Annotated in this window: 9 protein-coding genes; 3 read left to right on the top strand and 6 right to left on the bottom strand. The window is 40.7% G+C overall.

The annotated features are described in order from the left end of the window. The first annotated feature begins 64 nt into the window (after positions 1 to 64). Positions 65 to 5386 (top strand): DNA repair ATPase, encoded by a 5322-nt coding sequence (locus tag H5232_RS01365; protein ID WP_182830491.1) that lies wholly within the window; start codon positions 65 to 67, stop codon positions 5384 to 5386. Between the two features lie 28 nt (positions 5387 to 5414). Continuing rightward, positions 5415 to 5678 (top strand): biotin/lipoyl-containing protein, encoded by a 264-nt coding sequence (locus H5232_RS01370; protein WP_149980857.1) that lies wholly within the window; start codon positions 5415 to 5417, stop codon positions 5676 to 5678. 80 nt (positions 5679 to 5758) lie between these two features. On the opposite strand, the gene H5232_RS01375 is transcribed toward H5232_RS01370, so the two are convergent. The 6 genes from H5232_RS01375 to H5232_RS01400 form a co-directional block, all read right to left on the bottom strand. Next, positions 5759 to 6901, bottom strand: a complete 1143-nt coding sequence (locus H5232_RS01375) for a N(5)-(carboxyethyl)ornithine synthase (RefSeq protein ID WP_182717038.1) — start codon at positions 6899 to 6901, stop codon at positions 5759 to 5761. A 376-nt stretch (positions 6902 to 7277) separates the two neighbouring features. Continuing rightward, on the bottom strand, positions 7278 to 7832 hold the full coding sequence (locus tag H5232_RS01380; RefSeq protein ID WP_182758542.1) for a zf-TFIIB domain-containing protein: 555 nt from the start codon (positions 7830 to 7832) through the stop codon (positions 7278 to 7280). Positions 7833 to 7973: 141 nt separating this feature from the next. Next, positions 7974 to 8126, bottom strand: coding sequence for a DUF2256 domain-containing protein (locus H5232_RS01385; protein WP_145237463.1), 153 nt, complete (start codon positions 8124 to 8126; stop codon positions 7974 to 7976). Then, a complete protein-coding gene (locus tag H5232_RS01390; protein WP_182783831.1) occupies positions 8116 to 9630 on the bottom strand; it encodes a cryptochrome/deoxyribodipyrimidine photo-lyase family protein in 1515 nt (504 codons plus the stop codon). Before H5232_RS01390 ends, H5232_RS01385 begins: the two co-directional genes overlap by 11 nt. A gap of 169 nt (positions 9631 to 9799) precedes the next feature. Further along, positions 9800 to 10765, bottom strand: a complete 966-nt coding sequence (locus tag H5232_RS01395; protein ID WP_182830492.1) for a carbohydrate kinase — start codon at positions 10763 to 10765, stop codon at positions 9800 to 9802. A gap of 462 nt (positions 10766 to 11227) precedes the next feature. After that, positions 11228 to 12385 carry an ROK family transcriptional regulator gene (locus H5232_RS01400; RefSeq protein WP_220493207.1) on the bottom strand — a complete coding sequence of 386 codons (1158 nt, stop codon included), beginning with the start codon at positions 12383 to 12385 and terminating at the stop codon, positions 11228 to 11230. A gap of 288 nt (positions 12386 to 12673) precedes the next feature. On the opposite strand from H5232_RS01400, the gene fucP reads away from it, so the two are divergent. Beyond that, positions 12674 to 13981 (top strand): L-fucose:H+ symporter permease, encoded by a 1308-nt coding sequence (gene fucP, locus H5232_RS01405; protein WP_182830493.1) that lies wholly within the window; start codon positions 12674 to 12676, stop codon positions 13979 to 13981. The last annotated feature ends 39 nt before the right edge of the window (positions 13982 to 14020 follow it).

Genomic DNA, 14020 nt, shown 5'->3' on the forward strand with positions numbered 1-14020 from the left:
CTCGTTGTAGCCGCAATAGTTTAACTATTGCGGCTAACTTCTATTAAATTTCAGGATAGGTTTCATGACGGACGCAACTCAACAAGCGCTAGAACAAGGCTCGTACGATTTAATTAAACGCCGCTTAAATAATTTTGGTGCTAGTTTAAAAACGCAAATAGATGATGTAAATACACAGCGTATTAACGAGTTTGGTAGCACTGATCTACAAGTAAAAGGGCGTGTTCGCGTTCGTACGGAGCAAAATTGTACCCCGCGCGATATCGTGATTATTGGCGATAAAGTTATTTTTGCTTACAACGTATTTCTGGGATTAAAAAAAGAAACCGCAATCAGTGATGTATTTAGTGTACAAAAGCTGGTGGAGCAAGACGACCATTACGAAATTGAGCCTTACCCAGAGACAACGCGTTTTTTAACCGATAGTCGTTTTATTCGTGATTTTGAAGAACTGTATACCTACTACAAACAAACCAGCCTACAGCATTTATATCAACAAAATGGCAAGCTATTTGCGCTATTCCAAATCGGTGACAAGTTATCGGATGTGCGGGTTTTTCGCTGGGAAATTCACCCAGACAACACCATTAATTATATCGATAACCGCGGTGAGCGTGATATTCAACACGCACATGACTATGATTTTGAATGGCTCAAAACTGACCGAAGTAACCACATAGAAGGGCGCCACGCTCATATCAACATCGCCGACCAAGTGTTTGTTGAAACCATTGGCGGTTCACTGACCATTAAAATAGAAAACAGCACTGACACCGGTGAAGGGATTTATCAAGAAGCTGTTGATGATAAAAACCAATCCCTTGCTGACAGCGAAGTTGAGTACGCGCTGGTAGGCGACTTAGTGCTGCTAAAAATTCTCCCATACCGTGAAAAAACATGGCGTTACTTTATTTATAATACCCGCACTCAGCAGGTCATGCGCCAAGATGCAATCGGCAGTGCATGTGTTACTTTACCTGAAGATCACGGCATTATTTTCCCTGGCGGTTACTACTTACAATCAGGGCAAGCACGCTCGTTTGAAGAGCAAATAGAAGATTTAGAATTTCACCGACATATAAAGTCACCAAACGGCGAAGATGTTTTATACGTGTTTTACGAGCCAAGTGAAGGCCGTTACGCGCTATTTGCCTATAATATTATTGATAAAAACCTGCAAAATCCAATTTATTGTCACGGTTATGCTATTTACAACGATGGTATAACGCTGACTTTTAAAGCCGATAAAGACCAAGCGGAGCGAGTACACCCGATTCAAATTTGGCAAAGCCCGTTTGTATCGGCTGAATTTGCAGCCAATGCGCCACCACTTACTAGCTTTTTTGGTAAAATAGGTAACCCCGATTTAGTTCGCGGTATTTCTGATTTATACAGTGTCTGTAAAGCCATTAGCGAGCAAAGCCCGACTTTATTTCATTACGAAGATTTAATTGCCCTTAGCCGGAATATCTTTGACCGTTACCATTGGCTTAACGAAAGCGAATTTGCGGAAATCGCACAAAACCTACACAGCATCAATGAAACCGCTGAGCAAGTACTTGATGAGTTTGAAAAAGTCACCGAGATTCAAAACAAAGCCAAGCAAGCCTTGGTAGATATTAATAAGCAATACACTGATGTAACCCGAGAAGTACGTCCTGATAGCTTTAAAGTCGCACCGCAATTTGTGCAAGGTATTGATGCATTAAAAATGCTCAAAGGGCAAGTAATAAGCCTTGAAGATATTAAATATATAGATATTGCTGCACTGAATAACTTACAAAGTGAAATTGATACACGGCTGGTTGAAGTAAGCCAAGCAACTGCCGCGTTTTTACAACAAGACAGCGCGCTGGCGCCGTACCACGAAAAACTTAAAGAGCTTGAAGAGCTAAGCAGTAAAAGCGAAAGCGTTAGCGAGCTGAAGACCTATATCGCACAGTTAGATGCGCAAAGTGTAGAGCTGGATTTACTTAACCACACTATGCTTGATTTAGACATCGACGACAGCCGTGTGCGCACGCAAATCCTCGAAGATATCAGTGCTGTTTATGCGTTGGTTAATCGTGCTAAAGCGAGCATTGAAATCCGTCAAAAGAGCCTTGGCAGTGTTGAAGCTAAAGCTGAATTTGCCGCACGCTTTAAGCTTTTTTCGCAAAGTATTACCAACGCACTAAATAATGCTAAAACCCCAGAGGCGTGTGACGAGCAACTTTCACGTTTGCTTATTCAGCTTGAAGAGCTGGAATCGCAATTTAGTGATTTTGACGAATATCTGACAGAGATCATTGCCAAACGTGATGACGTATACGAAAGCTTTGAAGCGCATAAACAAAGCTTAATTGATACCCGTCAGCGCCGCGCATTGAATTTAGCCAATGCCGCCGAGCGTATATTGCAAGGCGTTAACCGCCGTGCGCAAAGCTTTACTGAGCTTGATGCATTAAATACTTATTTTGCCGCCGATCCTATGATCAGCAAGCTTCGTGCATTGACTAGTGAGCTTAAAGAGTTAGGCGATGAAATTCGTGCCGATGATATCCAATCAAAGCTAAAAGCCAGTAAAGATCAGGGCATACGTTCGTTACGTGATAAACAAGATATTTTCACTGACGGCGGCAATACAGTCAGTATTGGTAAGCACGCTTTTAGTGTTAATAAGCAATTACTCGATTTAACCTTATTGCCGCGTGACGAGCAGCTGATGCTGCACTTAACGGGTACTGATTATTTTGAGCCAATAACAGATGAGAAAAGCTTACAAACGTTACAGCAAAGCCGTCATTTGTGGCAACAAACATTAGTTTCGGAAAGTGAGGTGGTTTATCGTGGTGAGTATTTAGCTGCGCAAATATTACTCGCTTGTGAAAACAGTGAGCATTCGCTGACTTTTGCACAATTAGAGCAGGCACAGCGAGATAAACAATTATTGCAGCTGGTGCAAAAATTTGCTGAACCGCGCTATCAAGAAGGCTATGAAAAAGGCATTCATGACCACGATGCATGGGCAATTATTGACACCTTATTGACGCAAAAAAATAGTCTGGACTTACTTATTTATCCGGCTAGTTGTCGTATTATTGCGCAGTTATTTAGTGCGCAATTGTCATCTGCACAACTGAACGAATATTTCCATCAAGCGAGCAATGCTATTTTGATGGATAAACACTTTGCTGCGACCAGTTTTATCGGCACGTTAACTGCGCAGTTAAGTGAACAGATCAATGCCTTTTTAACTCAAGTTAGCAAATTATCTGCACGTTTTGCTGATTTATCCACTGACTTGGCCGCAGCTTATTTAGTGCAACAATTAGCGCAACAAAAAACGGCAGAGCAACAGCTATTTATCGTTTCTCAGCAAGCTAAAAATTTAGCTGAACAGTTTAGCAGTGACGCTAAAGCCAAAGGTTATAGCAACGAGCTTGCTCAGGCCTGTGAAAACGTAAAGCAAACTGATGAGCGGGCATTATTATTTTTAAGTTGGCTTAATGCGTACTGCATGCAAAATCCTAAAGTATCGGCAATGGTGCAAGCGGAAGCGGCTAACTACTTGCATCTCAGTGCCACCACAACATTAAAATACACTGTGTTGGACGTCACCCCAAACACCCAAGTTGAGCGTTTAATGGGGCAGCATAAACGAGTGCAAGAGCAAACTTTACATGTTGATTATGCAGAGTTTTATGCCAGAACTCGTAAATACATCACTGAGCAAGTACCGGCTTTTGAGCAGTATCATGCACTGCGCAGTGATATTTTAGCGGCGCAAAAAGAACGTCTGCAACTTGAGGAATTTAAAGCCAGGCCACTTAGCTCGTTTGTACGTAATCAGCTGATCAATAAAGTGTACTTCCCAATTATTGGTGATAACTTAGCAAAACAAATTGGCTCAGCAGGTAAAAACAAACGCACTGATTTAATGGGCATGCTATTACTTATCTCGCCGCCAGGTTACGGTAAAACTACCTTAGTTGAATACGTTGCTAACCGTTTAGGGCTGACTTTTGTAAAAGTAAATTGCCCGTCGATAGGGCACGATCAGGTGTCACTCGATCCTGCTCAAGCCATTAATGCTACTGCTGAAAAAGAGATTGCAAAAATCAATCAGAGCTTTGAAATGGGCAATAACGTGATGCTGTATTTAGATGATATTCAGCATACTAACCCTGAGTTTTTACAAAAGTTTATTTCTTTGTGTGATGGCTCAAGACGTATTGACGGGGTGTGGAACGGTAAAAGTAAAACCTATGATTTACGCGGTAAAAAGTTTGCCGTAGTGATGGCAGGTAACCCGTATACAGAATCTGGTGAGAGCTTTAAAATTCCTGATATGTTGGCAAATCGCGCCGATATTTATAATCTTGGCGATACCTTAGCCGGGTGTGAGCAAGAGTTTGCCATGAGCTTTATAGAAAATGCGCTAACATCTAATGCAGTATTAGCGCCATTGGCTAACCGTAACATGGAAGATTTATATAAGTTAGTGCGGATGTGTCAAGGCGAAGATATTTCATTAAATGAGCTTGAACACGGCTATTCACAAGCGGAAGTTAACGAAATTAAAGCGGTACTCAGCCGATTAATCACTATTCGTAATACCGTACTAAAAGTGAACGCCCAGTATATTGCCTCAGCCGCGCAAGATAATAATTATCGCACAGAGCCGCCATTTAAATTGCAAGGCAGCTACCGTAATATGAATAAAATGGCAGAAAAAGTCGTTGCTGCCATGAATGACGAAGAGCTAGAAAACTTGATTTGTGACCATTATCGTGGTGAAGCGCAAACACTCAGTAAAGGCTCTGAAGAGAACTTACTTAAACTCGGTGAACTGCGTGGCACCTTAAGCGCAGAGCAGCAGCAGCGCTTTAGTCAAATTAAAGGTGACTTTGTACGTTTAAATAAACTTGATGGCGCAGGCAGCCCGGTGATGATGGCGGTGGAGCAAATGGGCTATTTGCATCAATCACTGGAAGAGATTGCCGGTAAACTCAGTAAAAACAACCTAAGCCACGATTACAGCCAGTTATTACAAAGTGTTGGTGTGAATATTCAAGGTTTAGATAATAAACAAGCAATTAGTAGCATAGCGCAATCGCTTGATAATGGTTTTGTGCAAACGCCTTATATGGCAAGTTTAGAGCAATTAAGCCGTGCTATAGCTGGTAATAACTGTCAGCCACACTTGCAGGCGTTAATTGAGCAACTTGCAGCCCTTGATAATAAAGAGGCTGTGAATGCGCTAACTGCAGCGGTTACCAGTAACAATAACCAAACGTCATTTACTGAGCTTGTTAATGCAATTAACCAACAAACTCAAGGTATCAATAATAACAATGTGCAGGCTCAGTTTGAAAAATTGATTGCTGCATGGGGCGCGAAATAGCATTTAAATTAACTACTAAGGAAGCAATATGGATATCAAAGTACCTGAACTACAAGGAATGATGGGTAAGGCTACGATTTCGGCAATTTACGTTAATGAGGGGGATGCCGTAGTACGAGACCAAACTTTATTTGATGTTGATTTTGATAAAGTGGTGTTGGAAGTGGTTGCTACCACTGCCGGGGTTGTTCATAGCTTTAGTGCCAAGCAAGGAGATTTAGCTATATCAGATCAAGTGGTGATGCAACTGAGAGAAAAAGTCGCTGGTGAGCAAACAACATCAGAACAATGACTCTTACAGTTGAACTCGTCGAGCAGGATTAACTGCTCGGCGTGTTTATTGATGTTTGAAAAACTAATTATGTTTATTAACTAAAGTGCATTATAAGGCGGGTTTAATTGGCGCTTTTGAAACGCTAGAATCGCAGTATTTTTGATTATACCGTCTTCAATATTAATCGCGCGACGGATGGTTTCATCTTTTTGCCATTGTGCCTTGCCTGCTAATACTGTAGGTAAGTATACAATCATGGCGGCTGAGATTGAACGTGTTGCGCTTTCCCATAAATAACTAGGTGTATGATCAACCGCGTAATAATCAACGGTTTTATAGCGAAACATCGGATTTGCAAATGTGGTAGGTTTAGCAAAAAAGAACCCCATACCTTCGTCACAGCTTACATCTATAATTAAACTATTTGCTTTTAGGCAGTCCGCTTCAGATTCAATAACAAAATTAACTGGGTTTGCAGTTTCTTGAAAAGTGCCATTGACGATAATATCGGCTTCGCTAATGAGCTCCGTTAGTGGCCGTTGCGTACCATCGTGTTCAACCACCATCATCCGTGCTTCATCGTGTTGGCCTTGGCGAACTTTAACGTAATGGCAGTCGAGGATCTCTTCGCGTACTTCGTGATCGGGGCGCTGGATGCAAATCGTAATATCTCTAAAACCATGGGCTTTGAGTGCATAAATTGCACCGCGACTAACAGCACCAAAACTAAAGATGATGGTTTTACGCTGATCACCATAATGTCCATCAATACCTTTGAGCTGCAGTGCGTGTAACACCGCACAGTAGCCGGCCATTTCGTTATTTTTATAAAAAGTATGACGACCAACATTGCCTTGCGGCGACCATACAAACATATCTTCAAACGCAATGAGAGTGAGTTTTCTATCAAGTGCAGCTTGGGTTATTTCGCGTTGTTGTACGCAATGTACGTAGCCCCAAAGGGTTCCACCTTCACGTAACTCCTGTAAATCAGCAAGCACCGGTTTGGCGATGATTACGGTGCCTATTTTGGTTAAAATATCACTGCGACTTGCAACACCACCGGTTAATGCGGCTATTTGCGCATCGCTCACATTAAAAGCTTCGCCGTAGCCTTGTTCAAAGATCAGTTGTTTTCTAAGTTGTTCTGGAATGCGCTTAAGGTGGTCTGGGTGGATAGGGTAACGGCGTTCATCTGTCTTGCGTGACGTACCAATTACGCCAATAGTTAATTCACTCATGCTATCGCCTTGTTTAAAGTATGCTGAGTTCATAAACGAATGATGCTACTTCGCCAACAAACTGTGGGCTGTTTTACAGGCAAGCGAAACACTTGACTGTAAACAATGGTCTCAGTAAAGGGTTTTGTTATTTACTAAATTAGTATTTTTAATATAAAGCGGTTTTAAATCAGGTGGTTAACTTGCATAGAATGACAAGTCGGAAGTAAATATGACATAGCCGCGATTGGCTTCTGCGTATTAGCATTTGAGTATAACAGTAAAACAGTGGCGCATGCGGTTAACACAGCAATAAGAAAATTAAACAAGTACAATGACTGTGGTGTATTTTGTGATGAAAGGACTCGATACAGCGAGTCCTACTTTTTCTAGCAGCTTACTTTTCTGCAGAATATGGGTCTTCAGCCATTAGGTAGGCTCTCAAATCTGCTTTTTGCGGTTGTGCATTAAGCCATGTTCTGAGTTCTTTCACTTTTGTATAAGTGTCTGCGCCGAATTTATCAGCATATATGTCACTAAAGTTTTGCTTGGTACTTTGCTCTCTAATTTGGTTTTGCCATTGCTGTGTTACTACTGCATTCAATGTACCAGCTAAGCCTTCTTCTTTTAGTAATTCCCATTCACCTGCATCTAACCAGATCCCACCTACTGGTGCGCTGTAATCAATACGGTGGTCAGTTGCTGATGAAATACGAAACTTACGCATAATGACCCCCGATACTGGGCAAATTAACGCTTTTTTAGTGTCTTTAGCGTCGGCTTCGAATGAGATATTGTCAGCAAATGCAAAGTTTGGGTTACGCTCTTTCCAAGCTGCAAAGTCTTCGATTAGTATCCAGTGGCCATTACAGTGCGTGCATGTGTGCGAACGAAATTGACCTTCAATAAAACTCGGTTTAAGTAAACCTTTACCACAATTAGTACAATTCATAGTATCCCTTAATTTATTTTACTTACCCTGAAAAACCACCGTTAGGATAATTATTGCTATTTATTATTAATAATAACAATGATGTTACCGTATTTTTAGAATCAATAACAAAGCTTTGTTCTGTTTAACTGCAAATTTTAGCTAGCGCGTTGACTCTTCGTTTTTATTGCGTTTGCAACGCTGCGAGCAGTAAATAACGTTATCCCAGTCGCGCTGCCATTTTTTACGCCAAGCAAAATCACGTTTGCAAGTGGGGCAGGTTTTTTGCGGTAAAGTTAGTTTTTTATGAGCCATTGTGATGGTTTGTCTTGGTACTTTTTGTTCTAGGGGCGATGCTTACATGCTTTTTTAAAATCGCAGGAATAGCGCGCTTAACCTCAATACGTTCGCGATATTGCCAAAGCCGTTCTCTCGCTTCTTTAGACGCTTTGGTTAAATCAATCATCGGTGCAGGGTAATCGTCACCTAGTTTAAAGTCGTTAAATAATGCTTCCATGGGTGTTTGCTCCCAAGGTTCATGCAAGTATTCTACAGGCAGCTTTTCAAGCTCTGGGCACCATTTTTTTATAAATTCACCGCTCGGGTCTTGATCCTCAGATTGTTTAATCGGGTTGTAATGTCTAATAGTATTAATGCCCGTAACCGATGCTTGCATTTGTATTTGCGGGTAGTGGATCCCCGGTTCAAAGTCTAAAAAATAGTTAGCCAACGGCAGGCTTGCATGTTGCCAGCTGATGTTTAAATGATGCGTAACAAAACTAACTAACATAGCGCGCATTCTAAAATTAATATAACCGGTGGCTTTTAAACAGCGCATACAGGCATCAATAATAGGAATACCGGTTTGCCCCTGTGCCCAGCGTTCAATATCGCTAGTAACTTGTGCGTCATCACGATATGGAAATGCATGGTACCCCGGATTTAATGCTTTTAATTCCATGCTGCATTCGCTTTCAAACTTTTGCATAAAATGGCAATGCCAGTGCAAGCGAGATACAAATGCAGCAAGCGGGCGCTTCCAACCTTTTTTATCAGCATGAGTGCTATGGTATGCGTCAATCGCCATTTGATACACTTGCCTCAGGCTGATATTTCCCCACGCTAAATAGGGCGATAGCCTAGAGCAATGAGTACGGCTTAAACTAGGGCTAGATATTCCTTTTTGATAACCCTTACCGCGTTCAGCAAAAAAACTTTGCATTACTTCACGGGCAAGTCGTGGTCCCCCATGCTGAAAATGTTCATTATCTTGCGTATAGGCACTAGGCAGCTTGGGGGTTTTATAGTCAGTAAGGATGAGTGGCTTTATTTGCTTCCAATTAGGTATAGCAATAGGTGCTTGCATGGTTTGTTGCCAGCGTTCGTTCCAATTGTGGCGATTTTTTTTGCCACGTATCACAGCCCCAGTTGGCGACTCTAACCAGTTAATATGATGGTGTTGGCACCATGCTTTAATGGTTTTATCACGTTCAAAAGTGTTGTTTAGCCCTATTTCTTGATGGCTAAACATGTTTGTGATTGCAAACTGCGAGTGAAGCGATTCAAGTAGGGTTTGCATGTCTTCATTAAATATATACGCGCGGCTATTATAGCGAGCTAGTTGGGTATTTAAATCAACAATAGATTGATAGACAAAGCGCCAATGCCGCTCGTTGTAATGCCCATCGGCAAGCAGTAAAGGTTCAAAGTTATAAATTAATAGTGTGGGCAGGCCATTACTAAACGCATTTTTTAAAGGCTGATGATCGCTTAGGCGTAAGTCACGTTTAAACCAGACTATGTTTATTTTTTCTTTCATACTGGTGATATCAAAACCGTATCGTTTATAAATAATTAGGCATAAATAGTTTTATACGTATTAAATGTAAAAGTAGTTTAAAAGCGATTTTGTTAGACGACTAAAACTAAAAATATGAGTTTTAGTCGTTAGAATAGAGGTTACAAATAGGCTGGTTGATTGTAAGTGCTCAGGCAGACAGGTCTTGCTGCGTTGGTAAAGCGTCGAATGCACCAAACTTTGCGACAGTTGAGGCGCCACACTTAGCTGCAAAGTCGATTGCTTTTAATACTTTTTCAAAATTATTGGCCCAATCAGTAAATTCATTTTTATCACTTACTAGCGAAGCTACTTGGTATAAAAAACCGCCTACAAAAGCATCACCGGCAGCTGTGGTATCTACGACATTCGCTGGTGGACAAGGATATGTACCACTAAATGAGCATGAGGAAAATGTAATTGGCTCGCCACCATCAGTCATTAAAACCAATGACACGCCATTGTCTACCCAGCTTTTTATTGTGGTTTCAATATGCTCAATGCCATACAGGGCTATCAGCTCATCTTTACTTGCTTTAATAACATCAACCGTTTTAGCTATATCATTAATAATGGATGGGGCTGTAAGTGGTTCATCCCAAAAGGCAGGTCGAAAATTAATATCAAAGCATGTAACCGAGTCTGCTTCTTTAAAGTGTTTTAGTGCATTTAACGTAGTATTTAATATGTGAGCCTTAGCTAAAGAGCCTGAGCAAAAGCTCACTATTTTAGGGGCTGCAAATAAAGAGGAGGTTAAATCGGAAATCTGCAAATCATAATGCGCGGCGTCTTTATCGTAAAAATCAAATGTACGTTCACCGCTTTCATCTAATGAGACAAAGGCTAGTGCAGTTTTACCCTTTTTAGAAAAGCTAACATGTGATGTTTTAACATTATGTGTATCGAGTGCCTTTATTAAAAAACGACCAAACGGATCATCGCCTACCTTACCAAGCAATGAGCTCAAACCGCCTAACTTTGCTACGGCGACAGCTACATTTGCGGGCGCACCTCCTGCAAATTGAGTGAATCCTAGCTCGCTGCTTAATACTGTTTTATCTATACAATCATTTGAGAGTAAATCAATTAAGGCTTCACCAATTGCAACTACTTCCATTACGTTATTCCTATAAAAATTGTCAGGGTATCGTCTCGTTTTAAACGATACCTTTGGTTAAATCTAAGCCTTGACCACCAAGACAGTTATTGATTTTGGTGTCAAAAAATACGTCGCTTTATGTATCTTCTCGAATCAAGCCAGCTAACTTAGCTGGGTTAATGGCATTGATAGATTCACTCTTTTTTGACCAGATGTACCCGTTACGATTATGTGGCCAAATCCTAAACCATTTTTTGCTTTTGTTGCGTGTGATTAAAAACTTGCTGTTTTATCAACCCGCCTCACCAGTTTGGGCAAATTTGTAAATAGAATGTAGAGAACTAAAAGCAATAAATCAACTATTATTACTTATTTTTTTGTACAAGTTTATGGAGTTATTTAATTGAATTTATTTGCGGGTAATCCAGGATATTAAAGCGCCGGCGAATAGCGCCGGCTGCTTGATAAATTTATTGGAAGCTAGTTGTGGGAAAGGCTGACGTTATCTTGAGAAAAGTTTATAATTAACGGTAGGTTAGCGCAACCTATTGATTGAGCTTTAGCACCAATAGAGCCGCTTTGTACGGCACAGCGATAAATGCCACGATGATCGGCTTGGCTTAATTTTAACTTTGTTGCTAATACTATTTTCTCTCTTACATTGATAGGGATTGCACCATCAATCACAATGGCTTCAAAATCAAAAATAGCTAGTGAGCACAGTGCTGCATAGGCAAGGCCATCTGCAACTTGATCTATCCATTTATCTAAAACAGGGCCTAAATCTCCCCAATATTCTTTTGAACTCCACACTATGTCGGTATTGTAGCCATCATCTTTAAGCATTTTTTCAAGTATATACAGCGAAGACTGCATGATCAGCTGTTGCGATGTTAGTTGGCCTTCACTATTGAGTACAGGCCTTGGTAATGAGCCAATAGCTCCCGCATTGCCTTTTTTACCAGTAAATAAGGTTTCATTTATAACGACTCCACCACCAATAAAAGTGCCAATAAAAATGTATAAAAAATCAGTAAAGCGAGCTGGGTTGCCAAAGCTCAGCTCTGCTGAGCATGCTGCGGTATCATCATTACATACATAGACAGGAAGAGAGATGATCTGATTGATTCTTTGTTTAAAATCGAAAGACTTCCACTCATTCATTACTTTCTTTGGTGCGCCAGCTTCTTCAGTCCAATTCCAAATTTCAAAAGGAGTTGCAACACCAATACCTAGAATACGCTCGGCTAACTCGTCACTTAAGCTCATTTTAAGTACGCTGATACCTTTTTCAAGAAAAGTGAGCAGACTATTTACAGTAGGGTAGGCACAGTACTCATTTAAGGTTGCGCGTATATTTCCGACCAAGTCAATTAAGGTTAAATCATAACTTCGGCGACCAACTTTTAAGCCGATGCCAAAAGCACCATCAGGATTTAAGGCAAACGGAATAGTGGGTTGGCCAACACGGCCACGCTGTGGCTCTTTTCTTATTAATAACGACTCGGCTTCTAAGCTATTGATAATAACTGTAACGGCTTGTGCAGAAAGACCCGTTTTTTGTGCTATCTCGGCTTTTGGCGCACTCCCTTGTTGACGAATTAAAGACATAATTCGCCGTTCATTGTGAGCACGCAAGCCAGATTGGCTTCGGCCTTCTTGTGAGACGAGTCGAGGGTTTTTAGCTTTGATAATGATTCCTGTCTAATCTGTTATTGTCTTGAATAACTTAACTAATTGTACACTGAGCGGACATACTTGGCGACAGCATTGGTTTTATTACTGTGCTGATCATTTAATATTAAATTAACGACAGAGTACAATTAAGTATTGTTAAATGTAATAAATAACTATAGTTGATTTATTGACGAGGTGATATTTACCTGTTTAAATGCTTTACTCAAAGTTAACAACTGAGACATGGCAATGACCACACACACACATACAAAAACACCTCTTGTCTCTAAGGAGATGGTGGTTCCCTTTATTTTGCTTGTACTTTGCTTTGCAGCATGGGGTGCTGCAGCAAATATGACTGATCCGTTAGTTAAAGTATTTAGTAAAATATTTACTATGTCTTCAGTGCAATCGGCACTTGTACAGTTTAGCTACTATGGCGCCTACTTTTGCTTAGCCATTCCTGCCGCTTATATAAATAAACGCTTTTCTTACAAAACGGGAGTATTGACAGGCTTAGGCATGGCTGCGATAGGGGCATTTATGTTTTATCCCGCAAGCCAAGCAATGACTTACGGCTTTTTTTTAGCCGCTTTATTTGTGTTAGCTGGTGGTCTATCTATTCTAGAAACTTCAGCAAACCCCTATGTGATGGGAATGGGAAATCAGCAAAGTGCAACCCGTAGATTAAATTTAGCGCAATCTTTCAATCCTGTTGGTACTAATATCGGTGTGTTTTTAGCCGCAACCCTTATTTTACCTAGCCTAAATATAGCTTCCTCAGATGAGCGTGCAGCTATGAGCTCTGAGCAACTAACTCAGGTAATAAAAGCAGAACTAGATGCGGTTATGGTGCCTTATGTGGGTATGGCTTGCGTACTTGTGCTTATTTGGCTGGCAATTGCATTTACTAAAACAGCTAACTTTTGCAAGCAAAAAAAGGTATCTAAGCATGTCGATTTTCGTGCAACCTTTAAACGATTATTTAAAAATACACATTATCGCTTTGGCGTTATTGCGCAGTTTTTTAATGTTGCAGCGCAAACCTGTATATGGACCTTTACCATTCAATACGTTATGGAAGCTCTTGATACAAACGAAGTGACCGGTGGAACGTTTTTGCAATACAGTATGATCACTTTTCTGTTCTCTCGGTTTGTGATGACATGGCTTATGGGATTTATTAGACCAGCAAAACTATTAATGGCAACCTCTGTAATTGCGACGCTACTATGTTTATATATGGTGCAAATGCCAACTATAAGTGGCGTTTGGGCTTTAGTTTGTATATCGGCTTGTTTATCGTTAATGTTTCCCACTATTTACGCAATTTCATTACATGGTTTAGGCGATGATGCAAAGTTAGGTGCTGCCGGATTAGTAATGGCTATTTTAGGTGGAGCGATAGTACCCGTGGTACAGGCTGTATTTATTGATACCTTCAGTGTCGCTTTTTCTTATATTGTGCCAGCAGGCTGTTTTATTATTGTGGCTGGTTATGCAGCATTTGATTTAAAAACAAAAATTAGAACATTTAATAATGTTGCACCTTGCTAAAATGCACAAAACCGAGTCTTAAAGGCTCGGTTTTGTGTG

Source organism: Pseudoalteromonas sp. SG41-5, from assembly GCF_014164495.1.
Taxonomy (GTDB): Bacteria; Pseudomonadota; Gammaproteobacteria; order Enterobacterales; family Alteromonadaceae; genus Pseudoalteromonas; species Pseudoalteromonas rhizosphaerae.

What these genes read in the sequence shown, in the direction of transcription:
- H5232_RS01385 (WP_145237463.1), bottom strand. Translation starts at nt 8,126, where the DNA reads ATGGCTCATAAAAAACTAACTTTACCGCAAAAAACCTGCCCCACTTGC.
- H5232_RS01370 (WP_149980857.1), top strand. Translation starts at nt 5,415, where the DNA reads ATGGATATCAAAGTACCTGAACTACAAGGAATGATGGGTAAGGCTACG.
- H5232_RS01380 (WP_182758542.1), bottom strand. Translation starts at nt 7,832, where the DNA reads ATGAATTGTACTAATTGTGGTAAAGGTTTACTTAAACCGAGTTTTATT.
- H5232_RS01375 (WP_182717038.1), bottom strand. Translation starts at nt 6,901, where the DNA reads ATGAGTGAATTAACTATTGGCGTAATTGGTACGTCACGCAAGACAGAT.
- fucP (WP_182830493.1), top strand. Translation starts at nt 12,674, where the DNA reads ATGACCACACACACACATACAAAAACACCTCTTGTCTCTAAGGAGATG.
- H5232_RS01365 (WP_182830491.1), top strand. Translation starts at nt 65, where the DNA reads ATGACGGACGCAACTCAACAAGCGCTAGAACAAGGCTCGTACGATTTA.
- H5232_RS01390 (WP_182783831.1), bottom strand. Translation starts at nt 9,630, where the DNA reads ATGAAAGAAAAAATAAACATAGTCTGGTTTAAACGTGACTTACGCCTA.
- H5232_RS01395 (WP_182830492.1), bottom strand. Translation starts at nt 10,765, where the DNA reads ATGGAAGTAGTTGCAATTGGTGAAGCCTTAATTGATTTACTCTCAAAT.